At 47.6% G+C, this 19,081-nt stretch carries 21 protein-coding genes; 11 read left to right on the top strand and 10 right to left on the bottom strand.

Features of this window, described 5'->3' with window-relative positions:
• Window positions 1–81 precede the first annotated feature (81 nt).
• Entirely contained in the window at window positions 82–1,476 is a 1,395-nt protein-coding gene (gndA, locus tag C7460_RS13885; RefSeq protein WP_115868721.1) for an NADP-dependent phosphogluconate dehydrogenase, read from the top strand.
• 58 nt (window positions 1,477–1,534) lie between these two features.
• On the opposite strand, the gene C7460_RS13880 is transcribed toward gndA, so the two are convergent.
• Window positions 1,535–2,254, bottom strand: a complete 720-nt coding sequence (locus C7460_RS13880) for a hypothetical protein (protein WP_147302955.1) — start codon at window positions 2,252–2,254, stop codon at window positions 1,535–1,537.
• 95 nt (window positions 2,255–2,349) lie between these two features.
• Here C7460_RS13880 and C7460_RS13875 point away from each other — a divergent pair, with 95 nt between their 5' ends.
• The 3 genes from C7460_RS13875 (at window position 2,350) to C7460_RS13865 (ending at window position 5,378) form a co-directional block, all read left to right on the top strand.
• Window positions 2,350–3,048, top strand: a complete 699-nt coding sequence (locus tag C7460_RS13875; protein ID WP_115868719.1) for a 3'-5' exonuclease — start codon at window positions 2,350–2,352, stop codon at window positions 3,046–3,048.
• A complete protein-coding gene (locus tag C7460_RS13870; RefSeq protein WP_115868718.1) occupies window positions 3,033–4,943 on the top strand; it encodes a DUF294 nucleotidyltransferase-like domain-containing protein in 1,911 nt (636 codons plus the stop codon). Before C7460_RS13875 ends, C7460_RS13870 begins: the two co-directional genes overlap by 16 nt.
• A gap of 222 nt (window positions 4,944–5,165) precedes the next feature.
• Entirely contained in the window at window positions 5,166–5,378 is a 213-nt protein-coding gene (locus tag C7460_RS13865) for a YgaP family membrane protein (protein ID WP_115868717.1), read from the top strand.
• 7 nt (window positions 5,379–5,385) lie between these two features.
• On the opposite strand, the gene C7460_RS13860 is transcribed toward C7460_RS13865, so the two are convergent.
• Entirely contained in the window at window positions 5,386–6,699 is a 1,314-nt protein-coding gene (locus C7460_RS13860; RefSeq protein WP_115868716.1) for a gluconate:H+ symporter, read from the bottom strand.
• A 245-nt stretch (window positions 6,700–6,944) separates the two neighbouring features.
• Here C7460_RS13860 and C7460_RS13855 point away from each other — a divergent pair, with 245 nt between their 5' ends.
• Entirely contained in the window at window positions 6,945–7,520 is a 576-nt protein-coding gene (locus C7460_RS13855) for a helix-turn-helix domain-containing protein (RefSeq protein WP_115868715.1), read from the top strand.
• Between the two features lie 214 nt (window positions 7,521–7,734).
• Here C7460_RS13855 and C7460_RS13850 read toward each other — a convergent pair whose 3' ends face one another.
• From C7460_RS13850 to C7460_RS13820, 7 genes are all read right to left on the bottom strand, one after another.
• The gene (locus C7460_RS13850) at window positions 7,735–8,190 is read right to left on the bottom strand and encodes a hypothetical protein (RefSeq protein WP_115868714.1); all 456 of its coding nucleotides are present in this window, start codon (window positions 8,188–8,190) and stop codon (window positions 7,735–7,737) included.
• Between the two features lie 436 nt (window positions 8,191–8,626).
• Window positions 8,627–9,220 (bottom strand): hypothetical protein, encoded by a 594-nt coding sequence (locus C7460_RS13845; protein ID WP_115868713.1) that lies wholly within the window; start codon window positions 9,218–9,220, stop codon window positions 8,627–8,629.
• Between the two features lie 325 nt (window positions 9,221–9,545).
• Window positions 9,546–10,247 carry a hypothetical protein gene (locus tag C7460_RS13840; RefSeq protein ID WP_115868712.1) on the bottom strand — a complete coding sequence of 234 codons (702 nt, stop codon included), beginning with the start codon at window positions 10,245–10,247 and terminating at the stop codon, window positions 9,546–9,548.
• 288 nt (window positions 10,248–10,535) lie between these two features.
• Window positions 10,536–10,763, bottom strand: coding sequence for a hypothetical protein (locus tag C7460_RS13835; protein WP_115868711.1), 228 nt, complete (start codon window positions 10,761–10,763; stop codon window positions 10,536–10,538).
• A 261-nt stretch (window positions 10,764–11,024) separates the two neighbouring features.
• Window positions 11,025–11,774, bottom strand: a complete 750-nt coding sequence (locus C7460_RS13830; RefSeq protein WP_115868710.1) for a hypothetical protein — start codon at window positions 11,772–11,774, stop codon at window positions 11,025–11,027.
• A 214-nt stretch (window positions 11,775–11,988) separates the two neighbouring features.
• On the bottom strand, window positions 11,989–12,552 hold the full coding sequence (locus C7460_RS13825; protein ID WP_115868709.1) for a PIN domain-containing protein: 564 nt from the start codon (window positions 12,550–12,552) through the stop codon (window positions 11,989–11,991).
• Window positions 12,542–12,997: a helix-turn-helix domain-containing protein gene (locus C7460_RS13820; protein ID WP_115868708.1), complete on the bottom strand. Its 456-nt coding sequence runs from the start codon at window positions 12,995–12,997 to the stop codon at window positions 12,542–12,544. Before C7460_RS13820 ends, C7460_RS13825 begins: the two co-directional genes overlap by 11 nt.
• Window positions 12,998–13,202: 205 nt before the next feature.
• Between C7460_RS13820 and C7460_RS13815 the strand changes: the two genes are divergently transcribed.
• From C7460_RS13815 to nhaA, 3 genes are read left to right on the top strand one after another with little or no spacing between them, the layout of a single operon-like run.
• The gene (locus tag C7460_RS13815; RefSeq protein WP_115868707.1) at window positions 13,203–13,967 is read left to right on the top strand and encodes a heavy-metal-associated domain-containing protein; all 765 of its coding nucleotides are present in this window, start codon (window positions 13,203–13,205) and stop codon (window positions 13,965–13,967) included.
• Between the two features lie 5 nt (window positions 13,968–13,972).
• Window positions 13,973–14,344 (top strand): DUF3703 domain-containing protein, encoded by a 372-nt coding sequence (locus tag C7460_RS13810; protein WP_115868830.1) that lies wholly within the window; start codon window positions 13,973–13,975, stop codon window positions 14,342–14,344.
• Between the two features lie 51 nt (window positions 14,345–14,395).
• On the top strand, window positions 14,396–15,736 hold the full coding sequence (gene nhaA / locus C7460_RS13805) for a Na+/H+ antiporter NhaA (protein WP_115868706.1): 1,341 nt from the start codon (window positions 14,396–14,398) through the stop codon (window positions 15,734–15,736).
• Here nhaA and C7460_RS13800 read toward each other — a convergent pair.
• Window positions 15,733–16,347: a class I SAM-dependent methyltransferase gene (locus C7460_RS13800; protein WP_115868705.1), complete on the bottom strand. Its 615-nt coding sequence runs from the start codon at window positions 16,345–16,347 to the stop codon at window positions 15,733–15,735. The two genes, nhaA and C7460_RS13800, sit on opposite strands and share 4 nt — an antisense overlap.
• 297 nt (window positions 16,348–16,644) lie before the next feature.
• On the opposite strand from C7460_RS13800, the gene C7460_RS13795 reads away from it, so the two are divergent.
• The 3 genes from C7460_RS13795 (at window position 16,645) to C7460_RS13785 (ending at window position 18,967) form a co-directional block, all read left to right on the top strand.
• Window positions 16,645–17,031, top strand: a complete 387-nt coding sequence (locus C7460_RS13795) for a DUF302 domain-containing protein (RefSeq protein WP_115868704.1) — start codon at window positions 16,645–16,647, stop codon at window positions 17,029–17,031.
• Window positions 17,032–17,077: 46 nt separating this feature from the next.
• A complete protein-coding gene (locus tag C7460_RS13790) occupies window positions 17,078–18,298 on the top strand; it encodes a permease (RefSeq protein ID WP_115868703.1) in 1,221 nt (406 codons plus the stop codon).
• A 102-nt stretch (window positions 18,299–18,400) separates the two neighbouring features.
• On the top strand, window positions 18,401–18,967 hold the full coding sequence (locus C7460_RS13785) for a DUF4136 domain-containing protein (protein ID WP_221409529.1): 567 nt from the start codon (window positions 18,401–18,403) through the stop codon (window positions 18,965–18,967).
• Window positions 18,968–19,081 lie beyond the last annotated feature (114 nt).

The raw sequence follows: 19,081 nt of genomic DNA, 5'->3' as shown, positions 1-19,081 counted from the left end.
CAGTGAAAAATCCATCATAAATTCGTGCTTTGATTAGCGCAATCGCAAAGAATTTTAGCAATTAATAAAAGAACATACAAAATGGCAGATCAACATGATTTTGGACTTGTAGGCCTGGGAGTGATGGGAAGAAACTTCATTCTGAACGTGGCAGACCATGGTTTTTCATCTATGGGACTAGACACTGACCCGGAAAAAGTCTCAGCACTCAAAGAGGAAGGCGCCAATGTACGTGTGGATGGCACCACCGATGCTGCGGCTTTTGTGGCAGCACTGGCTACTCCCCGCAAAATCATGCTGCTAGTACCTGCTGGCAAGCCTGTGGATGCGGTGATAGAGACCCTTCTCCCGCACCTGGAGCAAGGTGACATCCTGATAGATGGAGGCAACTCCTACTACGCAGATACTGAGCGTCGGATCACTTACCTGGAAGGCAAGGGTATCAACTTCTTCGGTGCAGGCGTATCAGGTGGAGCCAAAGGTGCCCGACGTGGACCTAGCATCATGCCTGGTGGAAGTAAAGACGCCTATGAGCACGTGCGTACCATCTTCGAGGCGGCATCAGCCAAAGTAAACGATGAGCCTTGTGTAGCTTACATGGGCCGCGGATCTGCCGGAAACTACGTGAAAATGGTCCACAATGGCATAGAATATGGCCTCATGCAGCTGATCTCAGAGATCTATGACGTAGCGAAAAAAGGCATTGGCTACAGCAACGAGAAACTGGCCGACCTCTTTACCGAATGGAACAAAGGCGAGCTGCAATCTTTTCTTGTAGAAATCACGGCGGAGATCTTTCAAAAGAAAGATGACCTTACAGGCAAGCACCTGGTAGATGTGATCCTCGACAAAGCCAAGCAAAAAGGAACGGGCAAATGGACCTCTCAGAATGCCATGGATCTGGGCATCCCCGTACCTACCATTGATTCGGCGGTGACTATGCGTGAGATCTCTGCACTCAAAGATCAGCGGGTGGCAGCTGACAAACTCTACCATACCCCAAGCATCGGCAATGACAAACCTGACGCCAAAACCCTGGGCCATGCCTTGTTCTTTGCCTACATCGTATCCTATGCGCAGGGCATGTCACAGCTGGCTGCAGCTGACGAAGAGTATAACTACGGCCTGGATATGGAAACCATAGCGAAAATCTGGCGTGGTGGCTGTATCATCAGAGCTTCGTTGCTAGAAGACATCCGCAAGGCTTACGACAAGAATCCAAAGCTTAGCAACCTACTGCTAGACGAAGACTTTATCAAAACCCTCAAAACGATAGAGGGTGATGCACGTATCGTGGTGCAGTTTGCTGTGGCTAGCGGCATCCCTGTAGCCGGCCTTTCTTCAGCCATTGCTTACTTTGATGCATTCCGTAGTGGCAACCTACCGCTCAACCTCATCCAGGCGCAGCGTGACCACTTTGGGTCGCACACCTATGAGCGCACAGACAGAGAAGGCATTTTCCACACGGAGTGGTAAATAGCTAAAAAACTAGCAGAGGCTGCCCCAGCTGACAATAGACTGGAGCAGCCTCTTTTTATTTCTTTTTCACCTCATTACGTAAGGAATCACTTGTCTGGGAAATCAACTCAGGAAGTTCCTTATGCACAGCCCAGTACATAGCAGGGCGCACCCACTCGATCAAAGGCTTGTAATAAAGCCCCTCTCCCATTCCTTTGCTGAGGACTACCTCATGATAGATGGAGCCCGCTGCCAGGGGTAAAAACAACTCTCTACACGAACCACAGGAGTCTGCCACGTCGAAAATGGACAAAAACCTCCCATAAATCTCCCCTCGCAGGGTTTGATAACGAATGAGCACCTTCGGATCACACAACCCCATAAACACATAGCTCACACTGGGTTCCTTCACGATTTGTGCTACCTCCACCGCAATCTCCGCTCCCATACCGGCTCCAATTACACTGATTTTGCTATCCGGCACTTCATTTTGAAGGAGTGTAAGTATTTGATTGGCCGTGCGCCGTGCATAGCCCGATACCGTGGTGCCCTTATCTCGTGGCTGGCTGATCACATGAAAGCCATTAGATGCAAAAGTGTGTAAGATTTTCATGTACTCATACGTACCGTGCTCATCGCTCACCGCACTCACTCCCTGCTCCTGTAGGATACGGTCATGCAGGTAAAACAAATAGTGCTCCGCAGTATCTATGCGCTCTGGCAGGTTGGCCGTCACCAGCTGTGCTACTCCGCTGAGCGCCATCCCACACATACATATAAACAACCAACTTCTCATGACTCAATAAGATAAACAATACAACCTAAAAACACCCCCATGCCCTAGTCGAGCTTTGCCTAAATGCAAATTCCCATGTATATTCCCCTCCGCTCATGACAGACCACCTGCTTTTTGTAGATACCGAAACCTCGGGAATGCCCGAAAACTTACAGGCTCCTCCTTCGGATACGGCCTCCTGGCCCTTTATCCTGCAGATAGCCTGGAAAGTCTATGACACCAGTGGCGAGCTATTAAAAACGGAAAACCACTACATCTACGAAGAGGAAATATCCATAGAGCAACAATCTATAGCTGTTCACGGCATCACCCTAGACAAGCTAAAGCCAGCAGGTAAACCCAGAAAAACCGTAATGCAACTGCTCACGGCAGACCTCAGGAAATTCCGACCAATGATTATTGGCCACTTTGTCGAGTTTGACAGCAAAATGATACAGGTAGCGCTCCACCGCTCCGGGATGAAAAACATCATAAAAGCCTATCCGCACTTCTGTACCATGCGAGCCACCACAGACTATGCCCTGATGACCAATAGCATGTACCCCAAACTAGACGAGCTGTACCTGCGGCTGTTTAATGAAAAGCTCACGGACCAGCACGATGCCCTGGCAGATGCTACGGCTACTGCCAAAAGTTATTTTGCGCTGCGCCAAAACGGCGACATCACTGACGACACCATCACAAATCAAACTTTATTTGTAAAATTGGGGAAAGCTCCACAGCAGCGATCCGGCTGTGGGTTGCCCATACTAGTTATCACCCTATCCGCATTGATCCTATGGCTGCTAAACTAGAAAAACGTACGTTTCTAAAACAGGTAGCTCCTTTCAAAGACCTGCCTGACGAGCAAATGGAGCTGGTAGTCACTGACCTTAAAGAGGTCAGGTTTGACAAGTCAGAAGTCATGTTTCTCCAGCACAAAACTCGCGTAGAAGGGCTCGACATCCTGGTAGAAGGCGGCTATGAGACTTTCTTTTACACCAGCGCAGGCCAAAAGCAAGCCTACAACAAGCTGAAGCCTGGCGAAACCTACGGTGCTTTTTCCATCTTGCTCAACAAGCACAAATCGATCTGCTCAGTAGCCACCCAAAAAAATACACGGATCTATCGGCTCAGCAGCGAACTCTTCCGCACGCTTTGCAAGCAGCAAGACGATTTTTACCAGTACTTCCTATCCTCATTTGGTAAGCAAATGCTAGACGACAAGTTTGCCAACTATGTGGCCAACCCACCACTGGATGTGGAGTCGCTATCTTTTGACCGGTATTTTGTCCGACGGATGGACTCTGTAAACCCGCGGCCTATCGTGAGCTGCCCGGCAGATGCACCCGCCCATGAACTGGCCAAAATGATGGAAGAGCACAAGCTCAGCTGCATCTTTGTAGAGGAAGGTGATGACCTGACCGGCTATGTCACGGACATTATCCTGCGCAACAAGATCATCGCAGAGCAGCGACCGGTGAGCACACCAGCACGAGATATCATGGAAGGCCCCATCTACCAGATAGATACCGGCGCTTATATCTATGAAGCCGTGCTGCTGATGTTTCAGCACAAAATCCGCTACATCATCGTAACGCAGGGTAGTGAACGCCTCGGGGTGGTCAACCGCAGCAAGCTGCTATCGGACCAGGCACAGTCTCCTTTTGTTTTTATTCAATCTGTACGGCAGGCGCTCACGGTAGACGAACTGCGCCAAAAGTGGCTGCAAGTACCCGAAGTGGTGCATCAGCTACTCTCTCGGGGAGTCAAATCGGAGCTCGTCAACCAGGTGATCACGAATGTATCTGACTCCATCGCTCAGAAGGTGATCGAAGGGGTGATTGCCGAAATAGGTGAGCCTCCCGCACGCTTTGCTTTTATGTCGCTGGGTAGCGAGGGCCGCAAAGAGCAAACACTAAAAACCGACCAGGACAATGCCATCATCTACGAAGACAAAGCCAACGAATTTCGTGAAAAAACTCGCAAATACTTCCTGTACTTTGCCGAGCTGGTATCCGAAAGGCTCAACACCATCGGATTTTCGTTTTGTACAGGAGGGCTCATGGCCAAAAACCCCAAGTGGACCCACTCCCTCTCCCACTGGAAGCGCAACTACAACCAATGGATCGAAAACCCGGATCCTCAGTCGGTGATGAACTTTTCCACTTTTTTCGACTGCAGGCTGCTCTATGGCGAGGAGAAGCTGATAGAAGAGCTTCAAGCCCACATCGTGGAAAAGCTCAGCGATCCCGGTGATCTGTTTTTTAGCCTACTGGCCAATAACGCCCTACAATACGAACCTCCGCTCACCTTCTTTCGTGGTATACGCACCATCAGTAAGGACAACCAGCAGGTATTTAACATCAAGCGGGCCATGACGCCCATCGTAGACCTGGTACGGGTATATGCTCTGAAACATAAAATCCTGAAAACCAATACCGGAGAACGACTGGAAGCCCTTCGCCTACACAAGGTGCTTTCGCATAGTGACTACCACGAGCTCATGCAGAGCTACTACTACCTCATGGGCATGCGCCTAAAATACCAGGCGGAAAACATCATCGACAACCATGAAGATCCGCACAACTATGTGAACCCCAAATCGCTCACCAAAATAGAGGTAGTCACACTCAAAGAAATTTTTAAAGTGATTGCCAACTTTCAGCAGCGCATCAAAATGGTGTTTACCAGAAATTTGTTCGGATGAAGCCCCTATGGGGCCCAATATAATGCCACAGTGGAATATCATTTTCTGAAGGAGGATCTGAAGGAACCCTATAATTCAGACAAAGCTTGGTGTCACCCTATTACAACCATATCCTCAGAAGCATTGCTCGATCCTCCAACTAAACTCTGCCCTGTGTAACACAAGTCACCAAACATAAGGTGGCTTATCGGTATCTTCATGGCTATACTAAAACCTATAGTTATGAAATCAAATATGGGAACAACGGATAAGGTCATCCGCACATCATTGGCGGTGTTTATCGCCGTGCTCTATTACACAGATGTAATCGCCGGCACATTGGGCATCGTTTTACTCGTGCTTGCAGGCATTTTTGTACTCACCAGCTTTGTGAGCTTTTGCCCGCTATATGCCCCTTTTGGTATTAAAAGCTGCAAAACGAGTTCCTCAAAGTAGTTTTTGGCTACAAAAACACATCCAAAATCAATACCCCAATCAAGCCCACCACGGACACGATGGTTTCCATCACAGACCAGCTTTTGATGGTGTCTTTCACACTGAGGTTAAAATACTCTTTGTACATCCAAAAGCCTGAATCGTTGACATGAGAAAACAGCAGGCTCCCCGCCCCTACGCTGAGGACCATCAGATTGGGGTCTGCACCTACATCCTGCATCACTGGGGCCAGAATGCCTGCAGCGGTGAGCCCCGCCACGGTAGCTGAGCCAATACATACACGGATAATGCCAGCGATAAGCCATCCCAGCACCAGCGGATGAATGTTCCAGTTTTGGAGGCCTGCTACCAGCTCGGTACTTACGCCACTCACCACAAACACCTGCTTGAGTGCACCCGCCCCAGCTACAATCAACAGTATGGGTGAAATGTCTTTGATCGCTTCTGCGTAATGATTCATTACTGTCTTCATTTTTTTGCCCTGCCCTATACCTATAGAAAACGTAGCATAAATCAGCGCGATGATCATCACTACAGATGGGTTACCTACGAAAGCCAGCACCTCACCAGCAGCACCTTTGGGAGTACCGAGCAGCTGCCATACGGCTACTACCACGAGCAAGAGCACAGGCAATAGCGCTGAAAAAAAGCTATTAAACCCTCCCGGAAGCTGATCTTCGGGCATGGGCTCAGCCTGAAAGGTGCTCAGTGGGCGGGATTCCATTTGGCGAATAGCCCGCGAATAAACAGGACCTGCCAGTATGATGGCGGGAATCGCCAGGCAAAAGCCATAAATAAGCGTAAGGCCCATGTCGGCATTGAGCTGACCCACGAGGGCCGTGGGTGAAGGATGTGGCGGCAAAAAGCCATGCGTTACAGACAGGGCTGCGAGCATGGGCAGCCCAATGTAAACGGCTTTGAGCTTATACTGATAGGCCACAGAAAAAATGAGCGGCACCAGGAGCACAAAGCCTACATTGTAAAAAAGTGGGATCCCTACTACAAAACCGGTAGTCATCAGTGCCCATTGGATTTTACGCGTGCCAAATAGCCTCATGAGTACGTTGGTAATGGACTGTGCAGCACCCGACTCGGCCACCAGCTTGCCCAGCATAGCTCCCAGCACGATCACTATGACGAGCCCGCCAAGCATGCCTCCTATGCCGTTTTCCACCACAGTGGTCACCTCCGAAAGCGGTACGCCCAGCATGATGCCAGTAAGCAAGGAAACAATAATAAAGGCTAAAAAGGGGTTGACTTTGCCCCATGTGATCAGCAGGACGAGCACCACAATACAAAAAAGAATTGTCAATAATGACATAATGAAGGTAAGGTTTGGTAGGCCACTAATATAGCAGGATCAGCCTAGTCTGGAAGATGTATGAACAAAGCATCCGGTAAAAAAGAAAAATTTAAACCTTTTCAATCCCGAACGGTTAGGTACTAATACGGTTGGTTAAACTTAGTATAAAGAGGTAAGCTTAAGAGCGGCGCTCCAAACAGGGCGCCGCTCACTTTTTATAGCCTGGCCACAACACCTTCCTACGGCCCTGCGTATCCAAGAAAATGAGTCATACGATCTATGTAAAAAACATGGTGTGTCCGCGCTGCATCCAGGCCGTCACACAGACGTTTGCTGAGCTGCACGAGCCCCCACTCACTGTAGCTTTGGGAGAGGTATCGGTACAAAACCTGCCCAGTGAAGCGGTAAACACGCAGCTAAATACCGCACTAAACCAACTTGGTTTTGAGCTCCTTTCGCCAGGCAAAACGGCCCTCATAGCGCAAATAAAATCGCTGATCATAGACCAGGTACACTACCAGACTGCCCCGCTGCGGATCAACCTCTCTACCTACCTGGCCGAGCAGCTACATCAGGACTATAGCCATCTGAGCAGGCTCTTTTCCAGTACGGAGGGCATCACGATAGAAAAATACCTCACCGCCCAAAAGATAGAGCGCGTAAAAGAGCTCCTCACCTATGAGGAGCAGACGCTATCGGAGATCGCCCACCAGCTCAACTACAGTAGTATAGCACACCTCTCGGCGCAGTTTAAGAAAGAAACAGGTATGACTCCAACGGCTTTTCGCAAGCAAAAAAAGCATGACCGGAAAACATTGGATCAGGTGGGGAATACATGAAACCATTTGGTGCCGCACCGCGTTACACTCCTCAGAAACCCGGGAGTCTTCCCGGTCAAGTGTATGCGGCAATTACCAAATCCAAAGTAAAAGTCGCGTTGCAAGCGGTCTAGCCATCTGGTTAGACTTTTTTTATTTGGGGGTGTGCTTCTCATAAATCAAATCCTACCCTCAAAATAAAGTCGCGCAGTTAATTGTGCACGTGAATGTTTCGTCATTTTCGAATGATATGGCTGAATTCCACGCTATCATACTCCTTCCAAATTTCACCGTTTAATTCAAGCCTCTTAGTTGTTGAGTTTTCAATAATTAAGGATATCGTATCAGTATCCTCATTGGAAAGTTTGAGATAAAAATGTCTCATTCCATCTGTCGACAGCATATCTACCATATTAGCATTGACATCAATTATATAATCACCAGAATCCGAAGCAGTTAGTAGTACCCTTCTGATCTCTATGCTAAGTTCCCTGTTTCGATTGTCTATCCTTGTACTCAGTGAAATACCCGAGTGATCGATATGATTTGCACTTTTAGGGTCCAGTAAGTCCGCACCATTATCGCCCAAAATTTTAATTCTGGGAAATTCCGCTATGTGGTCACAACATGCTAATTCCTCTTTGCAACTCATTGCACTTAGAAGAATTAGTAATAGAAATAGTCTTTTCATCTCACTTTTGATTTAAGGGTGCACGCTTTCCAAGCGGGAAACCTAGTTAAGGTAATTTAGAAAGAAACCTTGGAGGGTTCGGGTTACGTATCTCCAATTGATCTTCATTAAAAACCTTGGAGGTTTTGAAAACCTCCAAGGTTTGAAGACGCAAAGGTTTGAAGTAGCGTTTAGATTCAATAATCAATAAATAGTGAGGTATCTGGCAGTTTTACTTCTAGTTTATGGGCTTCTTTGTACGCTAAAGGGGTTCTATACTTACTAGAAATTCAATATTGACACAGGTTCTAAAAGTCTTGATCGTTTTCCTCCTAAATAGGTTATTCCAATTTCCACATCTAAAAAAGCAATTGTAGGTATCAGGGGTTATTTCAGATAATTGCTCTTCGTAAAGAAACCTTGGAGGTTTTGAAAACCTCCAAGGTTTAGACCGGAATTAGTAGTCAATAAACAGTGAGGTATCCGGTAGTTTCACTTCCTGTTTATGGGCTTCTTCGTACGCCTTAGGAGTACTGTACCAGCTACGTACTTCATGGCGCTTAAGTCTGGTCGTTTTGGTTCCGAACATAGCGTCATAAGAGCTATGAGGCCAATCGCCTAAACGGTTTCTAAAGCCATGATGCACGGGATTGCGATGTATGTAGGTCACAATGACGGAAAGGTGATTAGGATTAATGATTTCTTTATGCTTGAAATTGGAAAGAAAGAGGCTCCCGCGGCGGTTATACATTTTATTGAATGCCTTCGCATAGCTGTTGAAGCAGTTAGAAAATGGCTGTTTGATGAGTTGTGATACCGAGACCTCTCGTGATCCAAATTCATTTTGGAGTGATTCAATGGTCGCTAAGTCATGGGTTTTGATCAAAAAATGAAAGTGGTTAGGCAACAAGCAGTAAGCATATGTGCCAGCCACCAGCTCAATGTATTTGGCCCATAAGTTCAAAAAGTAATGATAGTTTTCGTCACACCTGAAAAGGTTGTCTTCTCCGTTGGCATGGTTGTACACATGATAGTAGGTGTTGGGTCTCATTGATGCTAAAAATTCTTCGTTAAGAAACCTTGGAGGGTTCGGGTTACGTATCTCCAATTACTCTTCGTTAAGAAACCTTGGAGGTTTTGAAAACCTCCAAGGTTTGCGTTTTGCTGAGATAAAAACCTGTCAAGTAATGATAGGACGGGTCCCTGCGGGGTTTTTACCCTTCCTGCGCCACATTTAGTAAATCCTGCGCATACCCTTTTACATCCTGCGGAATTTTATTCTGTCCTGCGCAAACTTGACAGATCCCTGCGATATAATATTTGGTCCTGCGTGATTTTATGTGTTTCCTGCGGCGCAGGAAACACTTGAGTCGCCTTTATCTCATTCGAAAGTAATGGCTCTTATACCCCTTCAGTCTTTCCGGGTCTTTCCAGAAGGCATACTTGCCGGCCTGGCGGATTTCATCCACGGTTTCTTTGAGGAGCGTATAGGCCTTATCGCGCAAGATTTTGCCACTACTGTTTTCAAGTCGCTCACCATTCATGGCGGCCAGCACTTTGCTGAGCCCTTCGCTAATGGAGGCTGAGTCATCCAGCTTTTCGGTGTTGAAGTTGATGGACTGCAGCAGACCTTCATTGGCTTTGCCCAGCACGGAGAGGTCGCTGAGGTCCTGTACCAGGTCCGCATGACCAGTGCCGTCCTCTATCTCGTGCACCTTGGTGAGCAGGTCTGGGTGCTTGCGAAAGGCAAAACGAAAGGCATGCTCCAGCTCATTTTTGAGGTCTATCGCCTCGCTGCTCTGTGCTTCCCACTGGCGGGTGGCCTCCTCTTTGGAGTTGCGCTCACGGGCCCATTCGCTCTGTGCATAGCGCAGGGCGCCAGTTCGTACAGACAGTGCTTCTACGGTGCCTTCAGATATGCCCACCGCTGTGAGTTTGGGCAGGTCCTCTTGCATCCAGACCTCCAGGTCTGAGGCTTCCTGCAGGTACGTGTCGATCGGCATGTTAGGCTGTTTGATGCGGCTGGATTCCATAGCTTCTAGCTGCGGCAGCAGCTGTTCATAATGAGTCTTACTCATGATAAAATTGGTTTAAGTTAGAAAGCACCTAAACTACACGCTAACGTTATTTGTCGCAATACCATATTTTGGGGATATTTGGAAAAAGTGCTTAGGTGTGAGATAAGATTAGGAATTCATTTAATAAACCTTGGAGGTTTTTCAAAACCTCCAAGGTTTGAGTTTAGGAGTTAAAAAATTGATGCGACTGTCGGACAAACCTGGTGACTTCTTTATCAGAAAAGTGCGTATCAAGGTATTCAATGATCTGAGCATAACCTTTTTCAGCTTGCTTAGTCCAAACGATATTTAAAGCCACTTTTTGTATTTTTTCATGACTTCTTCATGAGCTATCATCTGACCATTTTCAGATTGCAACATTCCTTCCTTGATATCCGCTCTTTCTTCTGCACTAATTTCATCCCACCAGTCGGCTTCTGTATCCTTCTTCAATGTGATGAGCTCCTGCAGCGTGTTGGGGTCATTAAGTCCTGCGAGCCATTCGATCAACCGTAATTTCTCTGCCTGAATGTCCATATGTTTTGACTTTCTACAAAGCAACGCTTTCTTTCCAATTTTCCGTTCATTTCAAAGTAGTGTATTAGTATTCAGGTTAGGAGGTTTTGAAACCACCCTTGTCATACTGATCGGCATCCCATAACTTTCACGCTCCAAAGGCGCAAGCTAAAATCATCCTGGAGGTCAATTGAGGCCGCGTGCCTGGCGTTTTTAGCTCAGGCATAAGGGTGTACTTTTCTTATCATTAAAGATGCTACTTACCTGCCCTGCTGCGGTGAATTAAGAATCATATTTAGGCTGAATACAATGCTCATCGGTATCATTACATTCACTACTGCCACCACCTTCGCTCACGCATTGACAGATAACATTCTTTTTGCAACAAGCGTAATACCCTCGGCCGCACGTGACTGAGCAGGATTGTTCTATTGGTCCAAAATTTTCGGTAATGGAACAGCTTGTAGAGCCCTTTCCGCCAGATTGACACTTAGCCCCACCCCGGAGATTGGCGTTAGATGGAAACAAGAACTCAAAGGCAGAATCAATATTTAGTTCTTCTGTCAGGATTGATTTGATTGAATTGCCATAGAATTTACTCAGCCCATAACCTACATATGAGTTTTGGTCGTTGATTTCATAGCCAAGAGTATCCTTCAGGGTATAAAACACACCTGAGACATCTTCGGAATTATTTATTAGGTTGATATACCCTTCACGCTTCGATCGAATAATCACAAGATCGCGCAATAAGAGTACACTCGATTTCCCTAGATCAAATGCTAGATGCTTCCTCTTATCTCCTACATTAGCAAGCACAATATGGGTTGAGTTTCTATCAGATTTTGGAGTGATTTTCACCAACACCTCATTATTCGATGTTTCCTTAATACAAACATCCCCAATGAGCACTTCCCCTTCAAATTGTTGAGCAAATGACTCCAGATCATACTCTATTTTCGAAGGGTCGTCATGATTAGAACATCCAACTAACAAAAGAACCCACAGCAAGAGTAAGAAATAACTCTTCATTTTATTTTGATTAACGTAAGTAGGTAAGTTAAATATAATGCCATATAAAATCAACGTCCTAAAATGTGGAATCTGAGTCCTACATGAAAAACCCTGGAGGTTTTGAAAACCTCCAGGGTTTGGAGCAACATCTATCAAATAATCTTAGAACTGGTCCCTCTGTGCGATTGCAGCTACGATAAGAGACATGTGGCGTGGATGTGATGAGATTCTTTCAAAGCAAAGCGTGAAGGTAATTCGCAGCATCTATTAACCCCCTTTTCCTAAACACATCCAAAACCTGATACTCGTCCAAATCGGGGTTTCTTCTATTCAGCACAAGTCTACGAAAAGCAACTAATGCCTGCGCGGGGTTCAAGTCAATGGTATCAGTAATAAAATCATCAGCGCTTTTTGCAGCCAATCCAAACTTAGCCAGATATTCGTTGGGGAAGTCTTTCAAATTATTGGTAACGATAATGTTGGCATTGGTTTTAATAGCAGCCGCCAGTACGTGGTTATCTTTTTCATCTGGCAAATCAAGCCCTTGGATTAGTGGCTCATAATTTTCAACCAACGCGTCTGGAAACGCCTGATTGGCCAAATTTGTGCGCTTTAATATTTCAGATTCTGGCAAGCCCTTTCGTCGCATGACATCTGCCCATTCATCAAAAATGTGTTTACTCCATTTGGGGGTATAGAGGTCATATCGAGCAAACCAAAACAACAGATCTCGCACATCGATTGGATAGATGGCATTGGTATCCAGCACACAGATAAAACGTATGCTATGAATCATAAAGACCTAACTCTTCATCAGACTTCATTATTTCACCTATCAAGCGATCTTGATTGGCCTTCATTTTCTTTTTGTATTCCACCATGTCTTCATACATCACCCTCCTATGTTTACCTACTTTGGTAAAACGTATTTCTCCTTGCTCCAAAAGTTTCACCAGGTGTGGTCGCGAGCACCCCAATAGTTCGGCAGCTGCCTGAGTGGTCATTTCAGTTGCAATGGGAACAATAGATATTGGCTTGCCCTGCCCTGTTGCCTTCAGTATTTTGGCTAAGAGTTTCAAAGCATTCAACGGAATCGTAATTCGAACTTTTGTTTCCTCAATCTCTATCTCAGGATTTGCAGAAGTGAGTTCATCCAGCGCTGTAGCAAGTGCATCATAAGATTTCATAGCTGCCTCTTGCTCTTCCTTGGTTGGCTTCCTGATGTCTTCAAAAGTTTCCATTGGGCTTAATTGTTAGTGTGTTAAACAATAAACGAAATAAACGAAACAATGTTAGAACACCAAATAATGGACACGGAAGACAATACCAATTAACCTGGGGTAATCGAAGTTATTTCGATCTTCTAGCATACCCCCGTCAAAATCATATAAACATTCATCAACAGGCTGTAACACCTAAACCAGCATACCTTCCGATCTTTGCCGTATGGAAACTCAAGAAAAAACGTACCCCATCACGGGCATGACCTGTGGCAGCTGTGTAGCCAAAGTCACCGATGCACTCACGAGCCACTCGAAAATCGAGAAAGCTGAGGTTTCCCTGTCGCCACCACAGGCGAAGCTCAGGCTAAAGGCCCCGCTCACAGATGATGAGCTTAAGTCTATCTTGCAGTCGGCAGGAAACTACGACCTGGGCTCTGGCAATGCCTCCCAACAGCCTGCGCCGCTCCCGTCTATCGGCAAAAAGAAGGAAAGCATAGACTTGCCTTCCATATCCTTGAGCACCTACAAGCCATTGCTGCTGATCGTGGGGTTCATCGCCGGGGTAAGTACTCTCGTGCAGTATCCGTTTGCAGACTTTTCAGGCATGCTGTGGATGCGTCACTTCATGGCGGGCTTCTTTCTGGTATTTTCGTTTTTCAAACTGCTCAACATCCAGGGGTTTGCCAGCAGCTACCGTATGTATGACCTGATAGCTGCCCGCTGGCACATGTGGGGCTACATCTACCCTTTTGTAGAGCTGGCGCTGGGCATCGCTTACCTCATCAATTTTGAGCCGTTTTACACCAACCTCACCACCGCCATCGTGCTGGGCATCAGCAGCATTGGGGTGATCGAGAGCAACCTCAACAAACGTAAGATCAAGTGTGCCTGTCTGGGCGATGTGTTTAACCTGCCCATGAGTACAGTGACCATCATCGAGGACCTCACCATGGTGGCCATGGCCGTATGGATGCTTTTTACACAATGAGCTACATGAAGTTTTACACCCGTATACCTCATCACCTGCAGCTTCCTTACCGCCGGGAGCTGGCACAGTATCGCCGGTTTTTTGCCAAAAGAGAATGGCCCACGGCCTGGCACCACCTGGAGCGCGCCCACATCATAGGTCAGCGCTATCCACTGGCGCACAGCTACGTGCACTGGCTGATGCTCCGCTTTGGCATACGCCTCAAAAACACCCGCGAAGTACTGGGTCAAATCCCACGCCTCCTCGTGGGCGGAGTGAAGTCTTTTGTAGGCAAAGTACCCGTAGGCAACACCGGTGGTGCCAATGTACCGCCGCTGCAACCCATGCCGATACCCGCAGATTTGAAAAGGGTTTTGGATGATTCCGGAGATTTTTAGCCAACAATTCCGAAGGGTTATTGGTAGGAATAGTGACCAATAACCCAACACATGGCTATAGACACCTACACTTCCCCTGCAGACTATATCAAGAAAACGACCAGGCTGTTTCAGGACCGTGAAACCGCCGGCGGACTGGCTTTAATTGCCGCCACCATCATCGCGCTGCTACTGGGCAACTCCCAGTGGGCGCATACCTACCACCATTTTCTGGAAGACGAACTGCTTTTTGAGTTTGGTGATCACTTTGGCTTTGGCCTAAAGGCAGAAAAATGGATCAACGATGGACTGATGGCCATATTCTTTTTGGTGGCAGGCCTGGAGCTAAAGCGCGAAATCATGGTGGGTGAGCTATCCACGCTCAAGAAAGCATCGATGCCCCTGATGGGAGCCCTGGGCGGCATGGTGGTGCCCGCACTCATCTTTGTGGCCCTCAATATAGGGGAGAAAAGCATCAGCGGCTGGGGCGTGCCCATGGCTACAGACATAGCCTACTCGCTAGGTATCATTGGCCTGCTGGGCAAGCGCATCCCCTCACAGCTAAAGATCTTTCTCGTGGCCCTGGCCATAGCCGACGATCTGGGTGCCATACTGGTGATCGCATTTTTCTACAGCCATGGCATCAGCTGGCTATACCTGGGAGCAGCCGCAGGCATTTTTGTGATCCTGCTACTCTGCAACCGGCTGGGCGCCAAAAGCATGTGGTGGTATGTACCGCTAGGCATTGGCCTGTGGTTCTGCTTCCTCCACTCTGGCGTGCATGCTACTATAGCGGGTGTATTATTTGCCCTCACCATACCGGTAAAGCCCAAACTGGATAGTGCCGCCTATAAGGAGCGTATGACGGATAACCTGAAAGCTCTCGAACATGCAAAAACCCACGAACAAAGTCCTTTGGAAAATCCGAAGCACCGCAAGCTGCTCCGTGCGATCAAGCGAGACACCAATGCCTCTCGTCCGCCACTGCTCAAGCTGGAAAACCGGCTTGTAGGTTTCAATGCGTTTTTTATCATCCCCGTGTTTGCTCTGGCCAACGCTGGCGTAAAACTGGACGTAGGCCTGGTAGAGGTGCTCACCCAATCACTGGGGCTCGGGATCATTCTGGGACTGGCTGTGGGCAAAGTACTGGGTATCGGCCTGTTTGCCTATGCAGGTGAGCGCCTGGGATTTGCCGAGCGTCACCCTTCACTCAGCTATCAGCACATCATCGGTATGGGTTTCATTGCGGGCATTGGGTTTACTATGTCGCTGTTTATCACCAACCTGGCCTTTACAGACGCAGCGCTGGTAAAAGTGGCCAAGATCAGCATACTCCTGGCCTCTTTGGCGGCAGCCGTGGCAGGCATTGTAGTATTGATGCTAGCAGGCAAAAAATCCACTGGGGAAGATTAGCGCTTCCTCAAGACGGCATAGATAAAGTTTTGGCTGGTGCCAAAAGGAGTCTCATGGGTGTTTTCAAAAGCCTGCACCACCTCGAAGTGCTCCCCAAAAAAGGCCTCCAGACCAGGTGTATCATACTGACAGATCTCCAGCCCACTGCACTTTTCGGGGCCTGACGTAGCAAAGGTGGCCAGCACCAAATATCCGCCGGGTTTAATGGCACGCTGTACTAGCTCCAGATAGCTTTTTTGGTCTGCCTCATCGGTCAAAAAATGAAAAGTAGCCCGATCGTGCCATACATCGAAGGTCTGGTCTGGAACATAGGAAGTCACATCAGCTACTTCCCACACTACATTACTTGCACGGGTTCCTAGCTTTTGCCTGGTGCGCTCCAGTGCTGCTGCAGAGATGTCCAGCACCGTAAGCTGCTGATACCCGCGCAGCAGCAGCTCCCCTACCAGGTTGCTATTGCCTCCTCCCACATCTATGATATGGGCATCAGGGCCCGCCAGCTCAGTGATGAGCCCCAGAGACTGCACTGGCACCTCTTCGTACCAGCTCACCTCCTGATCGCTCTTTTTAGTGTAGACGTTTTCCCAGTGGTCTTTGCGTGATGGGGTCATAGGTATTTGCTGTTTGTTGATCTGAAATACAAAGAGAATAAATAGTGGTGAATTCGTAAGTAACCAGGGTCACATCAAAATGCGAAAAAATTCCCTTGAGAAACCTAAACTGGGGAGCTACACCCAAAGAGCTGCCAGCAGCAGCACAGTAGCCATACAAGCTACCACTGGCACGCGTCTATTAGGTAGGGTGTAAAAATAGAACACCTGATGTAAGCGTATTGTAACTCAGGTTACAAACCACTTCGCCCGGTTATTGATTACTAATCATGTACTAAACCAAAAACAAGACACATTATGAGCTATTATTTTTCTAAAACTGTAGGTACCGATTTTGATAAGGCACTGGAAGATGCTACCGAAGCACTAAAAGCTGAAGGATTTGGCATCCTCACCATGATAGACGTGCGGGCCACGTTAAAAGAAAAATTGGATGCGGACTTTCGACCCTACCGCATACTGGGGGCCTGCAATCCGCCAGTAGCACACAAAGCACTGCTGGCAGATGACAAAATAGGCACCATGCTTCCCTGCAATGTGATCGTGCAGCAGCACGAAAACAAAGAGGTGGAAGTGGCCGCTATAGACCCGGTGGCTTCTATGGAGGCGGTGACCAACAACCAGCTGGAAAGCATTGCTCACGAAATCCGTGAAAAACTAAAAAAAGCAATTGAAACCCTCTGATTGGCAGGTAGTTTAAACAATTTTTGATAGCGTAAGTATCCATGATATGGAACACTTTCTCTCCCAGTGGGCCATGGCAGCCCATACCACGCTTGGTTTTTTCTGGATGGCCCTTTGGGCCTTTATCCTGGGCTATGCAGTGAGTAGCCTCATTCAGATCTTCGTGACCGAGGAAAAAATGCAGCAAACCATGGGTGATGCTTCAGCACGGAGCATCTCCCTTGGAGCATTTTTTGGGTTTATGAGCAGCTCATGCAGCTTTTCGGCATTGGCCACCACCAAGTCGCTCTTCCAAAAGGGCGCCAGCTTTGTGGCTTCTATTGCCTTTTTGCTGGCATCTACCAATCTGGTAGTGGAGCTCGGCATTATCATTTCCATTTTTCTGGGCTGGCAGTTTGTAGTAGGCGAATATGTAGGCGGCATTCTGCTCATCTTATGTAGCTGGGCGCTGATCCGTATCATTCGCCCTCATAAACTCGTGGAAAAAGCCCGCAAGCAACTAAAGCAACCCAGGGAAATGGAAGACGAAGACACGGCTCTATCTGCCAAACTACAGTCACGTACCCACTGGGCCAAAGTAGGCCAACAGTACGCAATGGAATGGAAAATGGTCTGGAAAGATGTGACGGTAGGCTTTACCATAGCGGGCATAGTGGCTGCCTTTGTTCCCGACAGCTTTTTTGAGGCACTCTTTATCCATAGCGGAAAAAGTACCCAGGACTATTCCTTTTGGGAGCTGCTACAGCACATCGTCGTAGGCCCGGTTGCAGCGTTTATGACCTTCATAGGCTCTATGGGCAATATTCCGCTGGCGGCCCTGCTCTTTGGCAAAGGGGTGAGCTTCGCCGGAGTGATGGCGTTTATCTTTAGTGACCTGGTGGTGTTTCCTGTGCTGCGCATCAATGCAAAGTACTACGGCTGGAAAATGTCATTCTTCATCCTGTTTCTGCTTTTCACCTCACTGATAGCCGCCACGCTGGTCCTACACTATGGCTTTGACTGGGCCGGAATGCTACCAGACCCTACTGCGGCTAAAAGCCTTACGGAAAAGTCACATTTTCAGATCGACTATACCTTTTTCTTGAATCTCTCTTTTCTGGTGGTATCCGGCATCCTGATATATCTAGGGTTTGTAAAAGGCAAAGAGGTGATGCACCACAAAGAAATGGCTCCCAAAAGCCGAGTACTGGAAAATACTCTGAAGTGGCTGGCCCTGGGCTGCTACCTCTGGCTGGCAGGTGGTATGGTCGTTTATCTTCTTAGGTAACACAATCTATCTCCAATCCAACCAAATGCAGAGACGATCACTATAACATGTACGCCCGTTGCACGTTTTTTCAGTAGATGTAAAACACAAAAAACAAGCATTATGAGAAGTTGGAAGAATAATTGGAAGCATATAATGATGGTTGGAGCACTCCTTTTGGCACTGTCTGCATGCACCATGAGCCCTTACCAGGTGATCACAGACTATGACAAGGATGCCACCTTTGATCACTATCAGACCTACTACTGGTCAGATGAGTTTCAAAACAACCAGAACGAAAGCGCTGACCCGCTGTTTTATAACTCCCTGACCAAAAAACGGCTAAAAAAGGCAATCCAAAAAGAGCTGGAAGGCCGAGGGTATGTATTGGATGCCAACGATCCGGACTTGCTGGTGGATGCACGTGTGATCGTGGAGCAAACCAATGAAAGAAGCACGATCTATCAACCCTACTACTATGGATACTACCCCTACAGTATGCCTGTAAACAATGCTGAGCGCAAGGCGGGCAGTGTGGTGATAGACCTGATAGACAAAGAGCGCCGCCAGCTGATCTGGCAGGGCTATGCCCCTGAGGTGGTAGAAATGGACACCAAAGACAAGCAAGCAGAAATCCGCAGTGCCGTGGCAATGATATTTGCCGAATATGAGCATCGTGGAGATTCTTAAAACCTAAGGCAAGAAAAAGAAAAGGGGGTGTCTCAAAAGGGCATCCTCTTTTTTGTGTTGAAAAAAAATCAAGGCCGAGATCTCAAGAAGTTCTCGGCCTTTTTAATTGCGACT

Source organism: Marinoscillum furvescens DSM 4134 (genome assembly GCF_003386095.1).
In the GTDB taxonomy this organism is placed as follows: Bacteria; Bacteroidota; Bacteroidia; order Cytophagales; family Cyclobacteriaceae; genus Marinoscillum; species Marinoscillum furvescens.
The sequence above is the reverse complement of the archived record's forward strand: the minus strand, read 5'-3'. Positions and strand labels throughout refer to the sequence as shown.

Coding starts and splice junctions, on each gene's coding strand:
- gndA (WP_115868721.1), top strand. CDS start 82: ATGGCAGATCAACATGATTTTGGACTTGTAGGCCTGGGAGTGATGGGA.
- C7460_RS13880 (WP_147302955.1), bottom strand. CDS start 2,254: ATGAGAAGTTGGTTGTTTATATGTATGTGTGGGATGGCGCTCAGCGGA.
- C7460_RS13875 (WP_115868719.1), top strand. CDS start 2,350: ATGACAGACCACCTGCTTTTTGTAGATACCGAAACCTCGGGAATGCCC.
- C7460_RS13870 (WP_115868718.1), top strand. CDS start 3,033: ATGGCTGCTAAACTAGAAAAACGTACGTTTCTAAAACAGGTAGCTCCT.
- C7460_RS13865 (WP_115868717.1), top strand. CDS start 5,166: ATGAAATCAAATATGGGAACAACGGATAAGGTCATCCGCACATCATTG.
- C7460_RS13860 (WP_115868716.1), bottom strand. CDS start 6,699: ATGTCATTATTGACAATTCTTTTTTGTATTGTGGTGCTCGTCCTGCTG.
- C7460_RS13855 (WP_115868715.1), top strand. CDS start 6,945: ATGAGTCATACGATCTATGTAAAAAACATGGTGTGTCCGCGCTGCATC.
- C7460_RS13850 (WP_115868714.1), bottom strand. CDS start 8,190: ATGAAAAGACTATTTCTATTACTAATTCTTCTAAGTGCAATGAGTTGC.
- C7460_RS13845 (WP_115868713.1), bottom strand. CDS start 9,220: ATGAGACCCAACACCTACTATCATGTGTACAACCATGCCAACGGAGAA.
- C7460_RS13840 (WP_115868712.1), bottom strand. CDS start 10,247: ATGAGTAAGACTCATTATGAACAGCTGCTGCCGCAGCTAGAAGCTATG.
- C7460_RS13835 (WP_115868711.1), bottom strand. CDS start 10,763: ATGGACATTCAGGCAGAGAAATTACGGTTGATCGAATGGCTCGCAGGA.
- C7460_RS13830 (WP_115868710.1), bottom strand. CDS start 11,774: ATGAAGAGTTATTTCTTACTCTTGCTGTGGGTTCTTTTGTTAGTTGGA.
- C7460_RS13825 (WP_115868709.1), bottom strand. CDS start 12,552: ATGATTCATAGCATACGTTTTATCTGTGTGCTGGATACCAATGCCATC.
- C7460_RS13820 (WP_115868708.1), bottom strand. CDS start 12,997: ATGGAAACTTTTGAAGACATCAGGAAGCCAACCAAGGAAGAGCAAGAG.
- C7460_RS13815 (WP_115868707.1), top strand. CDS start 13,203: ATGGAAACTCAAGAAAAAACGTACCCCATCACGGGCATGACCTGTGGC.
- C7460_RS13810 (WP_115868830.1), top strand. CDS start 13,973: ATGAAGTTTTACACCCGTATACCTCATCACCTGCAGCTTCCTTACCGC.
- nhaA (WP_115868706.1), top strand. CDS start 14,396: ATGGCTATAGACACCTACACTTCCCCTGCAGACTATATCAAGAAAACG.
- C7460_RS13800 (WP_115868705.1), bottom strand. CDS start 16,347: ATGACCCCATCACGCAAAGACCACTGGGAAAACGTCTACACTAAAAAG.
- C7460_RS13795 (WP_115868704.1), top strand. CDS start 16,645: ATGAGCTATTATTTTTCTAAAACTGTAGGTACCGATTTTGATAAGGCA.
- C7460_RS13790 (WP_115868703.1), top strand. CDS start 17,078: ATGGAACACTTTCTCTCCCAGTGGGCCATGGCAGCCCATACCACGCTT.
- C7460_RS13785 (WP_221409529.1), top strand. CDS start 18,401: ATGAGAAGTTGGAAGAATAATTGGAAGCATATAATGATGGTTGGAGCA.